The organism is Brevundimonas sp. UBA4553, from assembly GCF_002387245.1.
In the GTDB taxonomy this organism is placed as follows: Bacteria; Pseudomonadota; Alphaproteobacteria; order Caulobacterales; family Caulobacteraceae; genus Brevundimonas.
This window is the reverse complement of sequence record NZ_DGLD01000001.1, coordinates 223,341-242,108: the sequence shown is the minus strand read 5'-3', so window position 1 is coordinate 242,108 and position 18,768 is coordinate 223,341. Positions and strand designations below refer to the sequence as shown.

Sequence of the window (18,768 nt, the reverse complement as noted above, 5' to 3'; positions counted from 1 at the left end):
CTTCTTGAGCGAGTTGACCGCGCCACCCTCAACGGTGGGGCCTCGGTTTCGGGGCGGCGGGTGCGACCGAACGATGTTCCGGGGCTAATTTTAGCGCCCTGTGACGTTTTGAAACGCCCTCGGAATCGTCCGGGGGCGTTTTTTCTTGCCAATTCGACCAATTTCCACCCGCATCGCCCCGCTTCGGTCATGACCAGTAAGGAAACACGGCCTATATGAGCGGCGCCGCTCACCGCGCAGGCGTGCGCGCGCGGCCGAATGTAGGACGACGAGAGAAAAATGGCGGACGATGCAGGTCGGCTGAACCAGGTCTTTGCCGAGACCAGCTTCCTCTATGGCGCGAACGCCGCCTTCATTGAGGACCTGCACGAAAAATGGGCTGCGGACCCCGGCTCGGTGTCGGGAGAATGGCGCGCCTTCTTCGACCAGCTCAAGGACAACGCCGATCTGGTGAAGCAGTCGGCCGCCGCCGGCTCCTGGGGCCGGGGCGCCGCCACGGACCCGAGCGAAGACACCGCCGTGTTCGACGGCCGCTGGCCTGCGCCGAAGCCTGATCCCAAGGCCGCCGGCAAGCCGGGCCCGCGTCCGGCCGCTCCTGTTGCTGACGCTTCGGGCGGACTGACCGCCGCCGACGTGCGCGCCGCCGCCCACGATTCCATCCGCGCCCTGATGCTGATCCGCAGCTACCGCGTGCGGGGCCATCTGCAGGCGACGCTGGACCCGCTCGGCATCGAGCAGCCCATCGAAAACCCGGAGCTGACGCCCGAATTCTACGGCTTCACCGCCGCCGACATGGACCGCCCGATCTTCCTCGACGGCGTCCTGGGCCTGCAGACCGGCAGCGTCCGTCAGGTGCTGGAGATCCTGCGTCGCACCTACTGCGGCAACATCGGCGTGCAGTACATGCACATCGCCGAGCCCGAAGAGAAGTCGTGGTTGCAGCAACGCTTTGAAGGCCCGGACAAGTTCGAGCAGAACGCCTTCACCAAGGAAGGCAAGCTGGCCATCCTGCACAAGCTGATCGAGGCCGAGGGCTTCGAACGCTTCCTGCACAAGCGCTTCCCCGGCACCAAGCGTTTCGGCCTGGACGGCGGCGAGGCCATGGTCCCAGCCCTGGAGCAGGTGATCAAGCGCGGCGGCAGCCTGGGCGTGGACGAGATCATTTTCGGCATGGCCCACCGCGGCCGCCTGAACACGCTCGCCGCCGTCATGGGCAAGCCCTACAAGGCCATCTTCCACGAGTTCCAAGGCGGCTCGACCGTCCCGTCGGACATCGAGGGGTCGGGCGACGTCAAATACCACATGGGCGCCTCGTCCGACCGTGAGTTCGACGGCAACAAGGTCCACCTGTCGCTGACCGCCAACCCGTCGCACCTTGAAATCGTCAACCCGGTCGTTCTGGGCAAGGCGCGCGCCAAGCAGGCTTTCGACATCCGTGACGCCAACGCCGGCAAGCCCGAAGCCGAGTGGGCGCTGGACCGCTCCAAGGTCGTGCCGTTGCTGATTCACGGGGACGCCGCCTTCGCGGGTCAGGGCGTGGTGGCCGAATGCTTCGCCCTGATGGGCCTGAAGGGCTATCGCACCGGCGGCACCCTGCACTTCGTCATCAACAACCAGATCGGCTTCACCACCAGTCCGCGCAATTCGCGCTCGTCGCCCTATCCGTCGGACGTGGCGCTGATGGTTCAGGCCCCGATCTTCCACGTCAACGGCGACGACCCCGAAGCCGTCGTCTTCGCCGCCAAGGTGGCGACGGAATACCGTCAGAAGTTCCACAAGGACGTGGTGGTGGACATGTTCTGCTACCGCCGCTTCGGTCACAACGAAGGCGACGACCCCACCTTCACCCAGCCGCTGATGTATTCGAAGATCCGCGCCCAGCCGTCGACGCGCGAAATCTACTCCAAGCGTCTGGTCGAACAGGGCGTGGTCACCCAGGCCGAGGTCGACGCCGAGTTGGCGCGCTTCGAGGCCTTCCTCGACGCTGAGTTCGAGGCGGGCAAGGTCTTCAAGGCCGAGAAGGCCGACTGGCTGGACGGCAAGTGGCAGGGCCTGGGCGCCGAGAAGTCTGACGATGCCGCCCAGCGCGGTCAGACCGCCGTTCCGTCCGAGAAGCTGACCGACTACGGTCACCGTCTGACGCAGATCCCCAACAGCGTCGACATCCACAAGACGCTGAAGCGCGTCGTCGAGGCGCGTCGTGAGACCGTCACGAGCGGCCAGAACATCGACTGGGCCACGGCCGAAAGTCTGGCCTTCGCCTCGCTGCTGGACGAGGGCTACAATATCCGCCTATCGGGCCAGGACTCGGTCCGCGGCACCTTCTCGCAGCGTCACTCGGGCATCACCGACCAGACGACGGAGCAGCGCTACATCCCGCTGAATCACCTGCGCGACGGTCAGGCCCACTTCGAGGTCATCGACTCGGCCCTGTCGGAAGAGGCGGTGCTGGGCTTCGAGTACGGCTACTCGCTGGCTGACCCCAACACCCTGACCTTGTGGGAAGGCCAGTTCGGCGACTTCGTCAACGGTGCCCAGGTGGTCATCGACCAATTCATTTCGTCGGGCGAACGCAAGTGGCTGCGCATGAGCGGCCTGACCATGCTGCTGCCGCACGGCTATGAAGGCCAGGGCCCCGAGCACTCCTCGGCCCGCCTTGAGCGCTTCCTGCAGCAGTGCGCCGAGAACAATATGCAGGTCGCCAACTGCACCACTCCGGCCAACTACTTCCACATCTTGCGCCGTCAGCTGCACCGCTCATACCGCAAGCCGCTGATCCTGATGACGCCCAAGTCGCTGCTGCGTCACAAGAAGGCTGTCTCGACCCTAGCCGACATGGCCGAGGGTTCGTCCTTCCACCGCGTTCTGCGCGACGACGCCCAACTGCGTCCCGAAGTCGCCGGCGTTTCGCTGAAGGCCGACAAGGACATCCGCAAGGTCATCGTCTGCTCGGGCAAGGTCTATTACGACCTGCTGGACGCGCGCGAGAAGGCCGGGATCAACGACATCTACATTTTGCGCCTGGAACAGTTCTATCCGTGGCCGATCAAGTCGATCTCGACCGAGCTGGCCCGCTTCCCCAACGCCGACCTGGTCTGGTGCCAGGAAGAGCCCAAGAACATGGGCGGCTGGACCTTCGTCGATCCGTGGATCGAACTGACGCTCGAGAAGATGGATATCAAGGCCAAGCGCGCGCGTTACGTTGGGCGCCCGGCCTCCGCCTCCACGGCGGCCGGCCTGATGAGCCGCCACCTGAAGGAACTCGAGACCTTCCTCGCCGAGGCCATGGCCTGACCGGCCCAGCCTGACCTATAGATACGCCAAGACACAAAAAGACACTGGACCGAACCATGGCCGATATCCTCACCCCCGCCCTCGGTGAATCCGTCAGCGAAGCCTCCATCGCCAAGTGGACCAAGAAGGTCGGCGACGCCGTCAAGAAGGACGAAGTCCTGGTCGAGCTGGAAACCGACAAGGTCTCGCTGGAAGTCGTGGCCCCGGCCGACGGCGTCCTGGCGGCGATCAACGCCGCTGAGGGCGACACTGTGGTGCCGGGCACGGTCCTGGGTTCAGTGAGCGAAGGCGCTTCGGCTCCGGCGGCGGCGCCCGCCGCTGCTGCAACTCCCGCGGCCGCTCCCGCCGCTTCGGGCGGCGCCTCGATCGAGATCGCCGTCCCGACCATGGGCGAGAGCGTCGCCGAGGGTTCGATCGGAACCTGGCTGAAGAAGTCGGGCGACACGGTCGCCAAGGACGAACTGCTGGTTGAGATCGAAACCGACAAGGTCGCGGTGGAAGTCTCGGCGCCGGCCGCCGGCGTCCTGACCATCGCCGCCGACAACGGGTCGACCGTGACCCCCGGTCAGGTCATCGGCTCCATCTCGGCCTCTGGCGCCGCCGCCGCTGCTCCGGCTGCTGCTCCGGTCGCCGCCGCTCCGGCCAACACCGGTTCGGCCCAGGCCCCGGCTTCGGCCCACCTGTCGCCCGCCGTCCAGCGCGTGGTGTCGGAGAACAACCTGAACCCGGCGTCGCTGTCGGCCACGGGTCCGAAGGGCAACATCACCAAGGCTGACGCCATCGCCGCCATCGGCGCCGCCGCTCCGTCTGCGCCCGCCGCTGCTGCCGCCCCGGCCGCCCCTCGCGCCGACCAGCCGCGCGAGGAGCGGGTGAAGATGACGCGCCTGCGTCAGACCATCGCCCGTCGCCTGAAGGAATCCCAGAACACGGCCGCCCAGCTGACCACCTTCAACGAGGTGGACATGACCAACGTCATGGCCCTGCGCGCCCAGTACAAGGAAGTCTTCGAGAAGCGCCACGGCGTGAAGCTGGGCTTCATGTCCTTCTTCACCAAGGCTGTGGTTCAGGCCCTGCACGAAATCCCGGCCGTCAACGCCGAGATCGACGGCACGGACATCATCTACAAGAACCACTACGACATCGGCGTGGCCGTCGGCACCGACAAGGGTCTGGTGGTTCCGGTCCTCCGTGACGCCGACACCCTGTCGCTGGCGGGCATCGAAAAGGGCATTGGCGCCCTGGGCAAGGCCGCCCGTGACGGCGCCCTGACCATGGATCAGATGCAGGGTGGCACCTTCACCATCACCAACGGCGGCACCTATGGCTCGCTGATGTCGACGCCGATCCTGAACGCGCCGCAGTCGGGCATCCTGGGCATGCACAACATCGTGCAGCGCCCGATGGCCATCAACGGCGAGGTCAAGATCCGCCCGATGATGTACCTGGCTCTCAGCTACGATCACCGCATCGTCGACGGCAAGGAAGCCGTGACCTTCCTGGTCCGCATCAAGGAACTGCTGGAAGACCCGGCCCGCGCCCTGCTGGACCTGTAAGGTTCGCATTCGCGCGAAGCACAGACGACGGCGGCTCTTTCGGGAGCCGCCGTTTTCAATTGGGCCAGGCGTGCTAGCCTCAACGCATGAGCCTGGTCGAAATCGCCCGCTTTCAGGATGTCTATGAGGCCGACCTCGCGGCGGCTTTTCTCGCTTCGCACGGCGTCGAGGTTGACGTGACCGAGCGGTTCCAGACGACGGTCGATCCGCTGATGCAGCGGGCTCTGGGGCTGCGCCTGATGGGACGGGCCGATCAGGCGGACGAGGCCCGCGATCTGCTGGCGCGGGTTCGGGCGGGGGAATTCGCCGCCGACGATGAGGGCGACCTGCCGCCCGGCGAGCCGACGACGCGTGCCGTTGGTCGGGGGTTGGCCCTGTTCATGGCGGCCACGGGCGGTTTCGCCAGCACCAGTCTGCCGCGACGACTGCGAGCAGTGCACTGGGTCGGCGTAGCCCTGATCGGAGCGGTTGCCGTGATCAGCGTCATCCTGGCCCTGACAGGGGTGTTCAGTCCGTCCTGGTGAGGTCCGAGAGCACCTCCTCCGTATCTTGCCCCAGCTTCGGCGGCGGGGCGTCGTAGCGGACGGGGGTCTTGGACAGGCGGATGGGCGAGGCGACGGTGCGGATCGGCGTGGCCAGGTCGGGGCGCGTCTGCTCGACGGTCAGGCCGCGATACAGGGCCTGAGGCTCTTCGAACACCTGGTCGATGGTGTTGACCGGACCACAGGGCACACCCGCCGCCTCCAGCGCCGCCATCAGCCCCTTCATCGTGAAGCTAGCCGTCAGGGCTGACAGAGTCGGAGACAACGCAGCCCTGTGCTGGACCCTGAGCGCATTGGTGGCGAACCGCGAATCGACACCCATGGGCTCGACGCCCAGGGCCTTGGCCAGGGCGCGGAACTGGCCGTCGTTGCCGACCGCGATGACGACCATGCCGTCCGAACAGGGGAAAGGCTGATACGGGGCCAGGTTGGGGTGGGCGTTGCCCATCCGTGTCGGCGCGGTCCCCGAGACGAACCAGTTGGCGGCCTGATTGGCCAGCATGGCCGCCTGGACGTCGAACAGGGCGATGTCCACGTGCTGACCCTCGCCGGTCGCCCGCGCGTGCCACAGGGCCGCCAGGATGGCGTTGGAGGCGTAGAGGCCGGTGAACAGGTCCACGACCGCCACCCCGACCTTCATCGGCTCAGCGCCGGGCGCGCCGTCGGGCTGGCCGGTGATCGACATCAGCCCGCCCATGGCCTGGATCATGTAGTCGTAGCCGGCGCGGTGAGCGTCCGGACCGTCCTGGCCGAAACCGGTGATGGAGCAATAAACCAGCGTCGGATTGACCGCCGACAGGCCGGCGTAGTCGAGGCCGTACTTCTTGAGCCCGCCGGTCTTGAAGTTTTCGACCACCACGTCACAGGTCGCGGCCAGTCGGCGTACGGACTCGGCGCCTTCAGGCGAGGCGATGTCCAGTTCGACCGACTTCTTGCCCCGATTGGCGCACAGGAAATAGGCGGCGTCGCCTTTCGATCCGTCGTTCGTCGTGGTGAAGGGCGGACCCCAGTGGCGGGTGTCGTCGCCTTCGCCGGGGCGCTCGATCTTGATGACCTCTGCGCCCAGATCCGCGAGCGTCTGTGTCGCCCAGGGGCCTGCCAGAACGCGGGAAAGGTCGAGAACGCGAACGCCGGAAAGCGGGCCTTGAGCTTGGGTCATGGCCCAAGGCTTAACGCTTGACGCTGATCCGGAGAAGCTGAACCGTGGGCAGGCAGAGTTTTTGCGAGGGTTTCATGCGTCTTCTGTCCATCGCCGCCGTCGGCCTGTTCTGTCTGTCCGTTTTCAACCCGGCCAGCGCCTCTGCCGATGCGACAGGGCCAGGTGGGACTGCGGAGCCTGTCGCACGCTTCGAACGGGACAAGCCGGCCAAGGCGAATCTGAGTCTGCGTCGAGAAGGCGCGGGGTGGCGCGTCGCCCTTCGCGCTGGCGGCGTGCCGAACGGCGCCGCGACCGCCGCTGACTGCGAACTCCAGGCGGTCGGGCCGCAGGACGCTGATGATGTCATTATCGCGCACGTGGCGCCCTTCGAGGGCGACCTGAACACGATCAGCGCCGCCGACATCGGCGCCGTCGCGCCGGTCCTTCAGGTGCGCGTGGGACCCGAAGGCGTATTTGTCGAGGATGGCGGAGCGGCGGCGCGGTTCTGCGGCATGGGGTCCGATGTCAACGGCTTCTATCGCCGGCTGGACACCCCTGAGTAAGACCTAGAGGCCCACGTCCCAGACGCCCGCGTTGCGCATACGGCATTCACGCGCCTCTTCAGCCCGGCCGCCCATGTCGCGGGCCATGCCGCGAATCGCATCCGACACCGTGCTCTTGTGCACGCCAGGCACCACCGCGTGGGTGAAGGCGCAGGCGGCCAGGCGCATCAGCTTGAAACCAAACCGCGATGAGGCGGCCATGTGTTCCAGATAGCTCTCGCTGACTTCGCGCGGGTGATCGCGGAACAGGCGTGAAAAGGTGTTCGACATGGATCCAGCCTAACGCGGTTCCCCGCATCCCTCTACCCGGTTCGACTATTTTGCCCTAAACGGGCGGCCGGAACAGGGGTCGCATCGTCACGCCTCGACAACCAGGCGTGACGCTCAAGAGAACCCCGCGCAATCGCTCAGGAAACACCGCCATGGCCGACGGCTCGCACGCTTCGCAACAGACCTTCCGCTGGGACGACCCCTTCGATCTGCGCGGGCGCCTGACCGACGATGAGCGAATGATCCAGGACGCGGCGCGCTCATATGCCCGCGAGGCCCTGCTGCCGCGCGTGGTCGAGGCCTTCCGCGACGAGACTTTCGACCGCGCCATCATGACCGAAATGGGCGAGATGGGCTTCCTCGGCGCCATGCTGCCGGAACAGTACGGCGGCTCGGAAGCCAGCCACGTCGCCTATGGCCTGATCGCGCGTGAGGTCGAGGCGGTCGACAGCGGCTATCGCTCGGCCATGTCGGTGCAGTCCTCGCTGGCCATGTACCCGATCTACGCCTTCGGCTCGGAAGAGCAGAAAATGAAATTCCTGCCGAAGATGGCGGCGGGCGAACTGGTCGGCTGCTTCGGCCTGACCGAGGCCGACGGCGGCTCGGACCCGGCCTCGATGAAGACCAAGGCGGTCAAGGTCGACGGCGGCTACCGCCTGAACGGCGCCAAGTACTGGATCACGAACAGCCCGATCAGCGACCTGGCCATCGTCTGGGCCAAGCTCGACGACAGGATCCGGGGCTTCATCGTCGAGCGCGACTTCGACGGCTTCACCACGGACAAGATCGGCGACAAGCTGTCGCTTCGCGCCTCGATCACCGGGGACATCGGCCTGAACGACGTCTTCGTGCCGGAAGCCAACATCCTGCCGGGCGTGCAGGGTCTGCGCGGCCCCTTCTCCTGCTTGAACAAGGCCCGCTTCGGCATCGCCTGGGGCGCCATGGGCGCCGCGGAGTTCTGCTTCCACGCCAGCCGCGACTATGTCGGCGAGCGGATGCTGTTCGGCCGCCCCCTGTCGTCGCGTCAGCTGGTGCAGAAGAAGCTGGCCGACATGCAGACCGAGATCTTCCTGGGCTTCGAGGGCGCCTACGCCCTGGGCCGCCTGCTCGACACCGGCGCCTGGGTGCCCGAGGCCATCAGCCTTATGAAGCGCAACAACTGCGGCAAGGCACTGGCGGTGGCGCGCGAAGCCCGCGACATGCACGGCGGCGCCGGCATCACGGGCGAACTGCACGTCATGCGCCACGCCATGAACCTGGAAACCGTGAACACCTATGAAGGCGCGCACGACGTCCACGCCCTGATCCTGGGCCGCGCCATTACCGGCGAAAGCGCCTTCTAGGGCCTTAGTTCGACCGAGGCGCGGGCGACGGGGCTTCCTGTTTGGGCCCCCCGCTCAGCTCGGGCTGATACAGGCCGGTGACCGCGCGCGTGACGAAGCCCTCGGGCCGGTTGCGCGGGCCGTATCGGGCGCAGGGGTCAGGGTCGGGGATCGCGCGCGGCTTGCGGTCGGCGGGGGCGAAGGCGTCGCCGACCATGTCTCCGAACGCCTCGGCCAGCTGGTGGGCGTCGCCGACCTTGGACAAGGACGGGCTGTCAGTGCCCACCACCGTGGCGTTTCGCGCCCAGACCAGAGCCGCCGCCTGACGACCATCAGGAGCCAGCAACTCCGCCTCGGCAGCCAGACCGCCAGTCGATCCGGGCGCGCGGACGCCGATGGGGCCGGGAATGAACCAGTTGGCGGCGGCGGATGCAGCCGATCCGGCGGGGTTGGTGGGGCTGATCCGGGTGGCCGCCACGCGGACGCGCCCGACGCCATCCTCGTCCGTCTCGACCACCGTGAAGCGTTCGCTCAGCTCGTAGCAGACCTGCCGGTCGACCTCGCTCAGCACCAGCGCCCACTCTTCCGGCGTCAGGGCGTCGGCGGCGGCGGCCGTCAATTCGGCGCGCTCGATGCGGATGCGTTCGATCGACTGGGCCAGGGATTCGTCGCGGCGCTCGCTGATGGAGGCGCGGACGGTGTCGCTGCGGGTCTGAAGGCCGTCATAGGTCGAGAGGTAGCCCGAATGGGGTTCCGGGGCGGTGGCGCAGGCCGCCGCGGCGGCGCTGAGCACCAGAATGGACAAGAGACTGATCGATTTCGCCGCCAAACGCGTTCCTCCAGGATCCAGATCAGGACGGATACGCGTGCGAGACGAGATTGGTTCAATCGGCCATCGTCAGGGGCGTTCACTCAAGCTAGGCTGGGCGCCAGCCAAGGGAAGATGGAATATGCATAATCGCCTGTTCGCTTGCGCCGCTGTCGCGGTTCTGATGACGGCGGCGCCTCTGTATCAGGCGGCCGAGGCGGCGACGGTCCCGCAGAGCGCGCCGACCGGCCTGCCCTATGATGCGCGACGCGGCGTCTTCACCTTCGCGGCGGGGTTGGAGGAAAGCCTGCCGGCAGTGGTTCAGGTGACCACCCTGGGGCAGTCGCGGGGCCCCAGTTCCGAAGACGATCCCAAACCGGCGCAGGGCGGCTCCGGTGTCATCATCGACGCCGCCAACGGCATCATCGTCACCAACAACCATGTCATCGAAAACGGCCAGAAATTCACTGTCGACATGATCGACGGACGGTTGTTCGACGCGGTCCTGATCGGCGCCGACAAGGCGACGGACATCGCGGTGCTGAAGATCGAGGCGACGGGCCTGTCGCAGGTTCAGACGGTGGATTCCGACACTCTGCGCACCGGCGACCTGGCCTTCGCCGTGGGTTATCCGCTGGGTCTGGACCAGACCCTGACCATGGGGGTCATCTCGGGCCTGAACCGCTCCGGCATGGGCGACGCCATCGAGGACTATATCCAGACCGACGCAGCGGTGAATTCGGGCAATTCGGGCGGGCCGCTTCTGGACAGCCGCGGACGGCTGATCGGCATCAACACGGCGATCCTGTCGGGCAGCATGGGCGGCGGCAACGACGGCATCGCCTTCGCCGTTCCGACCCGGATCATGATGTTCGTGGTCGATCAGTTGCGCGCCACCGGCGAGGTCAAGCGCGGCCAGATCGGCGTGGCCCTGGGCTCGCTGACGGCTGAACGCGCGCGCGAGATGGGTCTGAACCTGGTGCGCGGCGCTGTGGTCTATGACGCTGCGCCCGGCTCGTCGGCCGAGCAGGCCGGTCTGCGTCCGGGCGACGTCATCACCCGCATCCAGAACCGCCCGGTCTCCAACGCCGGCTCGGTCCAGGCGACGGTCGGCATCGCCCGGCCTGGCGCCACCCTGCCCGTGGTCTATCTGCGCGACGGACGCGAGGCGACAGCCAACCTGACCGTCCAGTCCGCCGATCTTCCGGCCGTGCGGATGGGGCGCAGCGCGGCCATGGCGCGCGACCTGACGTTCCGGAACAGCGGCGACGGCGCCGGCGCCCAGATCACCGTGGTCGAGGGCGGTTCGACTGCGGCGGCGGCGGGGGTCCAAGCCGGCGACGTGGTGGTGTCGGCAGGCGGCGTCAGCATCGCCGACATGGCCGCCTTGGCGCGGACGCTGCAGGATGGCGGCGCGGTGGAGTTGACTGTGCTGCGCGACGGCGAACGGACGACGGTCAGCCTGCCAGCTTAACGGTCGCACCGGGTCCCCAGACAGCAAAACGCCCGCGTCGCCAGGAGGGGGAGGAGGGCGTTCGCGGGCGTCTCGCTTGGAGGAAGCATCGGCCCGTCGAAGCCCTTAAGCGGAAAAATCCTGGGGGGCTGGGGGGGCTGTTCAGGATCCGGGACTTTTCCGAACTCCGACAGGCCGATGATGCCTTTCTGATCGCCGTTCCGGGCGGGCGAAGGGCCGAATGGCGTTCTTTTCGTGTCCGAGGCGTTTTTCCGACGCCGCGGCGGCGTCAGACCTTGGACAGGATCAGGGTGCCGTTGGTGCCGCCGAATCCGAAGCTGTTGGACATGACGTGCTTCAGCTCGCCGTCATGGCGTTCGCGCAGAATCGGCATGCCTTCGAACTCGGGGTCGAGGTTCTCGATATGGGCGCTCTCGGCGGCGAAGCCGTGCTTCATCATCAGCAGGCAGTAGATAGCTTCCTGCGCGCCGGCCGCGCCGAGCGAGTGGCCCGTCAGCGACTTGGTCGAGGAGATCATCGGCATGGCGTCGCCGAAGACGTTGCGCACCGCGCCCATCTCCTTGGCGTCGCCGACCGGCGTCGAGGTGCCGTGCGGGTTCAGGTAGTCGATCTTGGGATCGCCCGCCATCTTCAGCGCCAGCTTCATGCAGCGCTCGGCGCCCTCGCCCGAGGGGGCCACCATGTCGTAGCCGTCCGAGTTGGCGGCGTAGCCGGTGACTTCAGCGTAGATGGTCGCGCCGCGCGCCACGGCGCGTTCGTATTCTTCCAGCACCACGATGCCGGCGCCGCCGGCGATGACGAAACCGTCGCGGTCCTTGTCATAGGCGCGCGAAGCGACCGAAGGCGTCTCGTTGAAGTTGGAGGACATGGCGCCCATGGCGTCGAACATGTTCGACATCGACCAGTCGATGTCCTCGCAGCCGCCGGCGAAGACCACGTCCTGCTTGCCCCAGGCGATCTGCTCGGCCGCCGCGCCGATGCAGTGGGCCGAGGTCGCGCAGGCCGAGCTGATCGAATAGTTGATGCCCTTCAGCTCGAACCAGGTGGCCAGAACGGCCGAGGGGCCGCTGGCCATGGCCTTGGGCACGGCGAAGGGGCCGACGCGCTTGGGCGAGCCCTTTTCCACGGTGGTCTGGGCCGCCTGCAGGATCACCTGGGTCGAGGGACCGCCCTCGCCGACGATCAGGCCGATGCGCTCGTCCTTGATCTCTTCGGCGGTCAGGCCGCTGTCTTTCAGAGCCTCCTCAAAGGCGATATGCGCCCAGGCCGTGCCGTTGGCCAGGAAGCGGGCGGCGCGGCGGTCCACCAGCGGCGCCCAGTCTTCGGCCGTCACGCCGAGCGCCGGCGGCGCCCAGACCTGCGAGCGGAAGCCGTACTTGGCATGGTCGGCGGCGTGCTGGACGCCCGACTTGGCCTCGCGCAGGGAGGCCGCAACCTCGTCCTGGCCGGTGCCGATGGAGGAGACGATGCCCAATCCGGTGACGACGACACGCCGCATGGTGTTTCCTATCATTCAGTCTTCAGGCGCCGCGTTGACCGCGGTCTGCGTTAGATGGGGTCAGGCGTCCGCGGACGCCACCGTGGCCGCGCCGCCGAACAGGCCGACGCGCATGTCGGCGCAGGTGTAGATGACCTCGCCGTCGGCTTCGAGCACGCCGTCGGCGATGCCCATGACCAGCTTGCGGTTGATGACGCGCTTCAGGTGGACCTTGTAGACCACCTTCTTGACGTCCGGGGTCACCTGACCGGTGAACTTGACCTCGCCGACGCCGAGCGCGCGGCCCTTGCCGGGGCCGCCGATCCAGCCGAGGTAGAAGCCGACCAGCTGCCACATGGCGTCCAGGCCCAGGCAGCCCGGCATGACCGGATCGCCGATGAAGTGGCACTGGAAGAACCAGAGATCCGGATTGATGTCGAGCTCCGCCTCGACATAGCCCTTGCCGTAGTCGCCGCCGTCCGAGGTGATGGTCTTGATGCGATCGAACATCAGCATCGGCGGGGCCGGCAGCTGGGCGTTGCCCGGACCGAACAGCTCGCCGCGGCCCGAGGCCAGCAGGCCTTCGTGATCGAACGACGACGGATATTGGGACTGGCTCAAGGGTGACGCTCCGGAAGTGTTGCGGGCGGGTTACACGACCCTGCGCGCCCGCTCAACTGTTGTGACACCTAGCTGCGACCGGCGCCGGCGGGTCGGGCGGCGTTGCACAGGGCGCGCTCCTGGGTGCCGAACACCGCGCGTTCGGGCACCCAGCCCCTGATCTTGCGGGCGCGGACCCGGCACCAGCCTTCTTCACACTCGTCCAGCGAGACGATGGAGCGCGGCGACAGGCGCGCCCGCACCGACGAGGTGGCGGAGCGACCGGAATGGATCATGATCTCTTCGGCCGAGCGGTTGAAGACGCTGCGGCGGCCGGAGGCCACGGTGCGGTGGATCCAGGCGACTGACCCGTCCGGGTCGCAGATCTTCCGCCATTCCCGGGTCTCGGCGATCACCTGCACCGGCAGACCGGCGGCGCGGTATTCCCACAGGATCTGGTAGTCGAGGCCGGGTCCCCGGCGCGCCCGCACCTGCGAGGATTTCAGCGTGACCCAACGCGGCACTTCCAGTCCGGTCGGGGTCGGCCGCCCGTCAGGCATGCGCGCGCTGGCGCCCGCGAAGACGCCCGATCCCAGAACGACGGCGATGACGGCGATACGCCGGAACTTTTTGAACCTGACCACAGCTTTGCTAGACACCGGATCGACACGTCCCGCACGGGTGCTTCCGCCCGCCGAAACCCAGGCTTCCTATGTCCGCTCGCAAGCTTAAGGTCGTATTAACCAGACGCCTGCCCGACACGGTGGAAACGCGCCTGCGCGAACTGTTCGACGCCGAGCTGAACCTGACGGATCGGCCCATGTCACGTGATGACTTGGCCGCCGCCCTGCAACGCGCCGAGGTTCTGATCCCGACCATCACTGACCATCTCGACGCGGACCTGATCGCGGGCGCGGGCGAGCAGTTGAAGATGATCGCCAATTTCGGCGCGGGCGTGGATCATATCGACATCGACGCCGCCGTGGGACGGGGCGTCATCGTCACCAATACCCCGGGCGTCCTGACCGAAGACACCGCCGACCTGACCATGAGCCTGATCATGGCCGTCAGCCGCCGCATCGTCGAGGGCGCCAATGTCGTGGCGGCGGGCCAGTTCGAGGGCTGGAGCCCGACCTGGATGTGCGGCCGCAAGCTGTGGGGCAAGCGTCTGGGCATCGTCGGCATGGGGCGCATCGGTCAGGCCCTGGCGCGCCGCGCCAAGGCGTTCGGGATGCAGGTCCACTATCACAATCGCAAACCCGTCTCGGACATGATCGCCGAGGAGCTGGGCGCGACTTGGTGGGACGATCTGGATCAGATGCTGGCGCGGATGGACGTCATCTCGCTGAATTGCCCGGCGACCAAGGACACGCATCACATCCTGTCGGCTGAACGCATCGCCCGACTCCAGCCCCACGCCATTCTCGTGAATACGGCGCGCGGCGAACTGATCGATGAGGCGGCTCTGGTCGAGGCTCTGGACCGGCGCGCCCTGTTCGGCGTGGGTTTGGACGTGTTCGAGCACGAACCGGCGGTGCATCCGGGCCTGATGGGTCGCGCCAACGTCGTCCTCTTGCCCCATCTCGGCTCCGCCACCATCGAGGCGCGCCAGGACATGGGCGATCGCGTCATCGCCAACATCATGACCTATCAGAACGGGCACCGCCCGGCCGACCGGGTCATCCCGGCCATGCTTTAGGGGTGGGCTGATCCGCAGATCGGGCAGGCCGGATCGGCGGCCACCTTCACCACGCGGCTGGTTCCGGCCAGGCCGTCGTAGAGCATCAGACGTCCGGTCAGGGGGGCGCCGGCGCCGGTGATGATCTTGACGGCTTCCAGCGCCGCCATGGCGCCGACGACGCCGGCCAGGGCGCCGACCACGCCGACGCGGGCGCAGGTCTCGGCGTCGGGCGGGGATTCGGGCACCAGACACTGATAGCAGGGCTGGCCGGCGAAGACCCCGACCTGGCCGTTCCAGCGGCCCAGGGCGCCAGACACCAGCGGGACGCCAGCAGCGACACAGGCCGCGTTGACAGCGAAGCGCGTGTCGAAATCGTCTGTCCCGTCCAGCACCAGATCGAAACGCTCGATCAGCCCGCCTGCATTGTCAGGCGTCAGGCGCCGGGCAAAAGTCTCGATCGCAGCGTGGGGATTGAGCGCGGCGAGCCGGTCGCGCCCGCTCTCCACCTTGGAGCGGCCGACGTCGGTCGTGGCGAAAATGATCTGGCGCTGCAGATTCGACAGGGCGACCGTGTCGTCGTCGATCAGGCCCAGGGTCCCGACCCCCACGGCGGCCAGATAGAGGGCGGCGGGCGCGCCGACTCCGCCAAGGCCGACGATCAGGACGCGCGCGCGCTTCAACGCCTGCTGGCCCGGCCCGCCGATCTCGGCCAGCACCAGTTGGCGCGCATAACGGTCGACCTCTTCGTCGCTGAAGCGGGTGGGTTCGGGCGTGGCGGAAGACTGGATCACGACAGTCTGTCTAGCGCAGTCGGCCCTCGGCGTCAGGCCGGAAGCGGCAGGGCGCCGGCGGCCTGAACCAGAAGCGCCTCCGCGCGGTCGGCGCCGAGCTGATCCAGCCTCGCGCCGTTCAGCAGGCGCACCGCATCCGGGGTCAGTTGCGTCAGCATCATCAGCGATTCCGGAAATAGGCGGCCGGCCACGGCCTGATCGGACAGCAGGCGCATGTTTTCATGCCGCGGGTCGATGCGCAGGCGATCCAGAAGTCGATCGACGTCCGAGCGGCGGCCCTCCACGACCTGAAGGAACTGACCGTCGTGGCGCATCATGGCCCCGGTCCGGCCGTCGCGCCGGTTGTTGCGCTCCGCCTCGCCGAGGATTTCGGCCAGAACCAGCAGGCTGGTGGCGGCGTCGCCGACGGCGTCGCTGACGTAGATGGCGCGGTGGAGGGGCAAGGCGGGGACTCGAACTGAACGCGACGCGACTGATGACGAATGGCTCCCTGTCACGCCAGGGTTAACAAACCGCGAGCGTCGTCAGGGCCTGCGGCGTGGCGGCGTCTTGCAGGCGTCGTCAATCCTCGCCATCTGATCCGCCATGACCCAGACCTCAAGCTTCCCCGACTGGCACGGCACCACCATTCTGGCGGTGCGCAAGAACGGCCGCACCGTCATCGCCGGCGACGGCCAGGTCTCGATGGGACCGACCATCGTCAAGGGCGCGGCGCGCAAGGTGCGCACCCTGGCCGGCGGCAAGGTTCTGGCCGGTTTCGCCGGGGCCACCGCCGACGCCCTGACCCTGATCGAGCGGCTGGAAGCCAAGCTGGAACAGTATCCGGATCAGCTGGCGCGCGCCTGCGTCGAGCTGGCCAAGGACTGGCGCACCGATCGCTACCTGCGCCGCCTGGAAGCCATGCTGCTGGTCGCCGACAAGGACACCATCCTGACGGTCACGGGCGTCGGCGACGTGCTGGAGCCGGAATACGGCGTGGCCGCTGTCGGCTCGGGAGGCAACTACGCCCTCGCCGCCGCCCGCGCCCTGATCGACGAAAACTCCGAACTGGACGCCGAGCAGATCGCCCGCAAGGCCATGAAGATCGCCGCCGACATCTGCGTTTACACCAACGGCAATCTCACGGTGGAAAGCCTGTAATGACCGACCTGTCTCCCCGCGAAATCGTCTCCGAACTGGATCGCTTCATCGTCGGCCAGGACGACGCAAAGCGCGCCGTCGCGGTGGCGCTGAGGAATCGTTGGCGGCGCAAGCGCGTCCCCGAGGATCTGCGCGACGAGGTCACGCCCAAGAACATCCTGATGATCGGCCCGACGGGGGTCGGCAAGACCGAGATCGCCCGGCGCCTGGCCAAGCTGGCCGGCTCGCCCTTCCTCAAGGTCGAGGCGACCAAGTTCACCGAGGTCGGCTATGTCGGCCGCGACGTCGATCAGATCATGCGCGATCTGGTCGAGAGCGCCCTGGTCATGGTGCGCGACAAGCGCCGCTCGGGCGTCAAGGCCCGCGCCGAGGGTCAGGCCGAGGAACGCATTCTGGACGCCCTGGTCGGGCCGGGCTCGCAGCCCGCGACGCGGGACGCCTTCAGGAAGAAGCTGCGCGCCGGCGAACTGGACGACAAGGAAATCGAGATCGCCCTGTCCGATACGGCCTCGCCGCTTCAGGGTCTGGACATGCCGGGCGGCGGCAACGTCGGCCTGCTGAACCTGTCGGAAATGCTGGGCAAGATGGGCGGCGGGCGCACCAAGACGGTCAAGCTGACGGTTCGCGAAGCCCTGGCTCCCCTCGTCACCGAGGAAAGCGACAAGTTGCTGGACCAGGAGAGTCTGACCAAGGAAGCCCTGCTGCTGGCCGAGAACGAGGGCATCGTATTCCTGGATGAGATCGACAAGGTGGCGGCGCGGCAAGGCGCCTCCGGCGCCGATGTCTCGCGCGAGGGCGTGCAGCGCGACCTGCTGCCCCTGATCGAGGGCACGACGGTGTCGACCAAGTACGGGCCGGTGAAGACCGACCATGTGCTGTTCATCGCCTCGGGGGCTTTCCACGTGGCCAAGCCCAGCGACCTGTTGCCGGAGTTGCAGGGCCGTCTGCCGATCCGGGTCGAGCTGAAGGCCCTGACCCGCGACGACTTCAAGCGCATCCTGACCGAGCCGGAAGCCAACCTGATCCGCCAGAACCAGGCTCTTCTGGAGACCGAGGGCGTGACCCTGGTCTTCACCGATGATGCGGTCGAGGCCATGGCCGACGCCGCCGTGGCCGCCAACTCGACGGTCGAGAACATCGGCGCGCGCCGGCTTCAGACGGTGCTGGAGCGGGTGCTGGAGGAAACCAGCTTCAAGGCCTCGGACCTGTCGGGTCAGACCCTGACCTTCGACGGCGATCAGGTGCGCGACAAGGTCGGCGAACTGGCCAGGAATATCGACCTGAGCCGGTTCATTCTGTGATGGCCTGATCCGCTGTGATGGCGGTGCGGGGTCAGCCCCGCATCGCCTCCACCGCTTCGACCAGACGGTCCAGATCGGCGGCCGCCGACAGGCGGTGGTCGCCGCCCTCGATCAGGTCCAGACGCACATCGCCGCCTTTCAGGCGTTCGACCAGTTCGACCTGATGGCGCCATGGCACCACGTCGTCGGCCCGGCCTTGCAGCACATGGACTGGCGCGCTGATGTCGATCACGCCGTCGAGCAGCAGCCAGTCGCGCGCTTCTTCGAACATGCGCCGGGTCAGGACGTAGGATCCCAGCCCCTCCTCGGTGATCACCGTCTCTCCTTCTCGCAGGATGGCTTGACGCTCGTGGTCAGCCAGACCGGGCCACATCAGTTTTTCGGTGAAGTCCTGCGCCGGATTGACGAGGACCAGACCCTTGATCCGTTCGGGCCGCGCCAGCGTCGCCAGCAGGGCGACCCAGCCGCCCATCGACGACCCCACCGGGATGACGGGGCCGTCGAGGCTGTCGATCAGAGCGATGGCGTCCTCGCGCCAGCGGCCTATGGTGGCCTGTTTCCAGTCGCCGGAGGACTGGCCGTGGGCGAAGTGGTCGTAGCGGACATAGTTCCAGCCACGCTCGCGCGCCGCCGTCTCCAGCGCCAGGGCCTTGGTCCCCTCCATGTCCGAGCGGAAGCCGCCGATCCAGACTACGGTCGGGCCGTCGCCGCTGACCGCCTTGAAGGCCAGGGTCTCGGCGTCGGGGCGCTTCAGCGATTGGATGTCGGACATGGAAACTCCTCGGACTGTCATTCGGGGCGGAATGGCTTTAGC

General features: G+C 67.3%; 18 protein-coding genes. 9 read left to right on the top strand and 9 right to left on the bottom strand.

The window, feature by feature from the left end:
• Positions 1 to 279: 279 nt before the first annotated feature.
• The 3 genes from B4A39_RS01195 to B4A39_RS01185 all read left to right on the top strand — a co-directional run bounded on the left by B4A39_RS01195 (position 280) and on the right by B4A39_RS01185 (position 5,371).
• Positions 280 to 3,294, top strand: a complete 3,015-nt coding sequence (locus tag B4A39_RS01195; protein ID WP_292032379.1) for a 2-oxoglutarate dehydrogenase E1 component — start codon at positions 280 to 282, stop codon at positions 3,292 to 3,294.
• Between the two features lie 56 nt (positions 3,295 to 3,350).
• Complete coding sequence (gene odhB, locus B4A39_RS01190) at positions 3,351 to 4,847, top strand: 2-oxoglutarate dehydrogenase complex dihydrolipoyllysine-residue succinyltransferase (RefSeq protein ID WP_292032378.1); 1,497 nt, start codon at positions 3,351 to 3,353, stop codon at positions 4,845 to 4,847.
• 86 nt (positions 4,848 to 4,933) lie between these two features.
• Entirely contained in the window at positions 4,934 to 5,371 is a 438-nt protein-coding gene (locus tag B4A39_RS01185) for a hypothetical protein (protein WP_292032376.1), read from the top strand.
• Here the strand turns inward: B4A39_RS01185 and B4A39_RS01180 are convergent.
• Positions 5,355 to 6,548, bottom strand: a complete 1,194-nt coding sequence (locus tag B4A39_RS01180) for a CaiB/BaiF CoA transferase family protein (RefSeq protein WP_292032374.1) — start codon at positions 6,546 to 6,548, stop codon at positions 5,355 to 5,357. The genes B4A39_RS01185 and B4A39_RS01180 overlap by 17 nt on opposite strands.
• A gap of 74 nt (positions 6,549 to 6,622) precedes the next feature.
• On the opposite strand from B4A39_RS01180, the gene B4A39_RS01175 reads away from it, so the two are divergent.
• Positions 6,623 to 7,090 carry a hypothetical protein gene (locus B4A39_RS01175; protein ID WP_292032373.1) on the top strand — a complete coding sequence of 156 codons (468 nt, stop codon included), beginning with the start codon at positions 6,623 to 6,625 and terminating at the stop codon, positions 7,088 to 7,090.
• A 3-nt stretch (positions 7,091 to 7,093) separates the two neighbouring features.
• On the opposite strand, the gene B4A39_RS01170 is transcribed toward B4A39_RS01175, so the two are convergent.
• A complete protein-coding gene (locus B4A39_RS01170) occupies positions 7,094 to 7,360 on the bottom strand; it encodes a DUF6356 family protein (RefSeq protein WP_292032371.1) in 267 nt (88 codons plus the stop codon).
• Positions 7,361 to 7,512: 152 nt separating this feature from the next.
• Here B4A39_RS01170 and B4A39_RS01165 point away from each other — a divergent pair, with 152 nt between their 5' ends.
• On the top strand, positions 7,513 to 8,703 hold the full coding sequence (locus B4A39_RS01165; RefSeq protein ID WP_292032369.1) for an acyl-CoA dehydrogenase: 1,191 nt from the start codon (positions 7,513 to 7,515) through the stop codon (positions 8,701 to 8,703).
• Positions 8,704 to 8,707: 4 nt separating this feature from the next.
• On the opposite strand, the gene B4A39_RS01160 is transcribed toward B4A39_RS01165, so the two are convergent.
• Positions 8,708 to 9,487, bottom strand: a complete 780-nt coding sequence (locus tag B4A39_RS01160) for a DUF3313 family protein (RefSeq protein WP_292032367.1) — start codon at positions 9,485 to 9,487, stop codon at positions 8,708 to 8,710.
• 145 nt (positions 9,488 to 9,632) lie between these two features.
• On the opposite strand from B4A39_RS01160, the gene B4A39_RS01155 reads away from it, so the two are divergent.
• Positions 9,633 to 10,964, top strand: coding sequence for a trypsin-like peptidase domain-containing protein (locus B4A39_RS01155; protein WP_292032365.1), 1,332 nt, complete (start codon positions 9,633 to 9,635; stop codon positions 10,962 to 10,964).
• 268 nt (positions 10,965 to 11,232) lie between these two features.
• On the opposite strand, the gene fabB is transcribed toward B4A39_RS01155, so the two are convergent.
• The 3 genes from fabB to B4A39_RS01140 all read right to left on the bottom strand — a co-directional run bounded on the left by fabB (position 11,233) and on the right by B4A39_RS01140 (position 13,685).
• Complete coding sequence (gene fabB / locus B4A39_RS01150; RefSeq protein ID WP_292032363.1) at positions 11,233 to 12,462, bottom strand: beta-ketoacyl-ACP synthase I; 1,230 nt, start codon at positions 12,460 to 12,462, stop codon at positions 11,233 to 11,235.
• A 60-nt stretch (positions 12,463 to 12,522) separates the two neighbouring features.
• Positions 12,523 to 13,062 carry a 3-hydroxyacyl-[acyl-carrier-protein] dehydratase FabA gene (gene fabA, locus B4A39_RS01145; RefSeq protein ID WP_292032362.1) on the bottom strand — a complete coding sequence of 180 codons (540 nt, stop codon included), beginning with the start codon at positions 13,060 to 13,062 and terminating at the stop codon, positions 12,523 to 12,525.
• Positions 13,063 to 13,130: 68 nt separating this feature from the next.
• Positions 13,131 to 13,685, bottom strand: a complete 555-nt coding sequence (locus tag B4A39_RS01140; RefSeq protein WP_292032360.1) for an SH3 domain-containing protein — start codon at positions 13,683 to 13,685, stop codon at positions 13,131 to 13,133.
• A gap of 68 nt (positions 13,686 to 13,753) precedes the next feature.
• Here B4A39_RS01140 and B4A39_RS01135 point away from each other — a divergent pair, with 68 nt between their 5' ends.
• Positions 13,754 to 14,740 (top strand): 2-hydroxyacid dehydrogenase, encoded by a 987-nt coding sequence (locus tag B4A39_RS01135; RefSeq protein WP_292032358.1) that lies wholly within the window; start codon positions 13,754 to 13,756, stop codon positions 14,738 to 14,740.
• Here B4A39_RS01135 and B4A39_RS01130 read toward each other — a convergent pair.
• Both B4A39_RS01130 and B4A39_RS01125 read right to left on the bottom strand, forming a co-directional pair.
• A complete protein-coding gene (locus B4A39_RS01130) occupies positions 14,737 to 15,513 on the bottom strand; it encodes a HesA/MoeB/ThiF family protein (RefSeq protein WP_292032356.1) in 777 nt (258 codons plus the stop codon). The genes B4A39_RS01135 and B4A39_RS01130 overlap by 4 nt on opposite strands.
• Positions 15,514 to 15,545: 32 nt before the next feature.
• Positions 15,546 to 15,956, bottom strand: a complete 411-nt coding sequence (locus tag B4A39_RS01125) for a BLUF domain-containing protein (protein WP_292032354.1) — start codon at positions 15,954 to 15,956, stop codon at positions 15,546 to 15,548.
• A 142-nt stretch (positions 15,957 to 16,098) separates the two neighbouring features.
• Between B4A39_RS01125 and hslV the strand changes: the two genes are divergently transcribed.
• Both hslV and hslU read left to right on the top strand, forming a co-directional pair.
• Positions 16,099 to 16,653 (top strand): ATP-dependent protease subunit HslV, encoded by a 555-nt coding sequence (gene hslV / locus B4A39_RS01120; protein ID WP_292032353.1) that lies wholly within the window; start codon positions 16,099 to 16,101, stop codon positions 16,651 to 16,653.
• Positions 16,653 to 17,954: an ATP-dependent protease ATPase subunit HslU gene (hslU, locus tag B4A39_RS01115; protein WP_292032351.1), complete on the top strand. Its 1,302-nt coding sequence runs from the start codon at positions 16,653 to 16,655 to the stop codon at positions 17,952 to 17,954. Before hslV ends, hslU begins: the two co-directional genes overlap by 1 nt.
• Before the next feature lie 31 nt (positions 17,955 to 17,985).
• Here the strand turns inward: hslU and B4A39_RS01110 are convergent, their stop codons facing one another.
• Positions 17,986 to 18,726, bottom strand: coding sequence for an alpha/beta fold hydrolase (locus B4A39_RS01110; protein ID WP_292032349.1), 741 nt, complete (start codon positions 18,724 to 18,726; stop codon positions 17,986 to 17,988).
• Positions 18,727 to 18,768: the final 42 nt, after the last annotated feature.

Excerpts from the sequence above, each read along its gene's own strand:
- B4A39_RS01170 (WP_292032371.1), bottom strand. The coding sequence starts at position 7,360 with ATGTCGAACACCTTTTCACGCCTGTTCCGCGATCACCCGCGCGAAGTC.
- B4A39_RS01135 (WP_292032358.1), top strand. The coding sequence starts at position 13,754 with ATGTCCGCTCGCAAGCTTAAGGTCGTATTAACCAGACGCCTGCCCGAC.
- B4A39_RS01110 (WP_292032349.1), bottom strand. The coding sequence starts at position 18,726 with ATGTCCGACATCCAATCGCTGAAGCGCCCCGACGCCGAGACCCTGGCC.
- B4A39_RS01165 (WP_292032369.1), top strand. The coding sequence starts at position 7,513 with ATGGCCGACGGCTCGCACGCTTCGCAACAGACCTTCCGCTGGGACGAC.
- hslV (WP_292032353.1), top strand. The coding sequence starts at position 16,099 with ATGACCCAGACCTCAAGCTTCCCCGACTGGCACGGCACCACCATTCTG.
- B4A39_RS01175 (WP_292032373.1), top strand. The coding sequence starts at position 6,623 with ATGCGTCTTCTGTCCATCGCCGCCGTCGGCCTGTTCTGTCTGTCCGTT.
- B4A39_RS01195 (WP_292032379.1), top strand. The coding sequence starts at position 280 with ATGGCGGACGATGCAGGTCGGCTGAACCAGGTCTTTGCCGAGACCAGC.
- B4A39_RS01180 (WP_292032374.1), bottom strand. The coding sequence starts at position 6,548 with ATGACCCAAGCTCAAGGCCCGCTTTCCGGCGTTCGCGTTCTCGACCTT.
- odhB (WP_292032378.1), top strand. The coding sequence starts at position 3,351 with ATGGCCGATATCCTCACCCCCGCCCTCGGTGAATCCGTCAGCGAAGCC.
- B4A39_RS01155 (WP_292032365.1), top strand. The coding sequence starts at position 9,633 with ATGCATAATCGCCTGTTCGCTTGCGCCGCTGTCGCGGTTCTGATGACG.
- B4A39_RS01185 (WP_292032376.1), top strand. The coding sequence starts at position 4,934 with ATGAGCCTGGTCGAAATCGCCCGCTTTCAGGATGTCTATGAGGCCGAC.
- fabB (WP_292032363.1), bottom strand. The coding sequence starts at position 12,462 with ATGCGGCGTGTCGTCGTCACCGGATTGGGCATCGTCTCCTCCATCGGC.
- hslU (WP_292032351.1), top strand. The coding sequence starts at position 16,653 with ATGACCGACCTGTCTCCCCGCGAAATCGTCTCCGAACTGGATCGCTTC.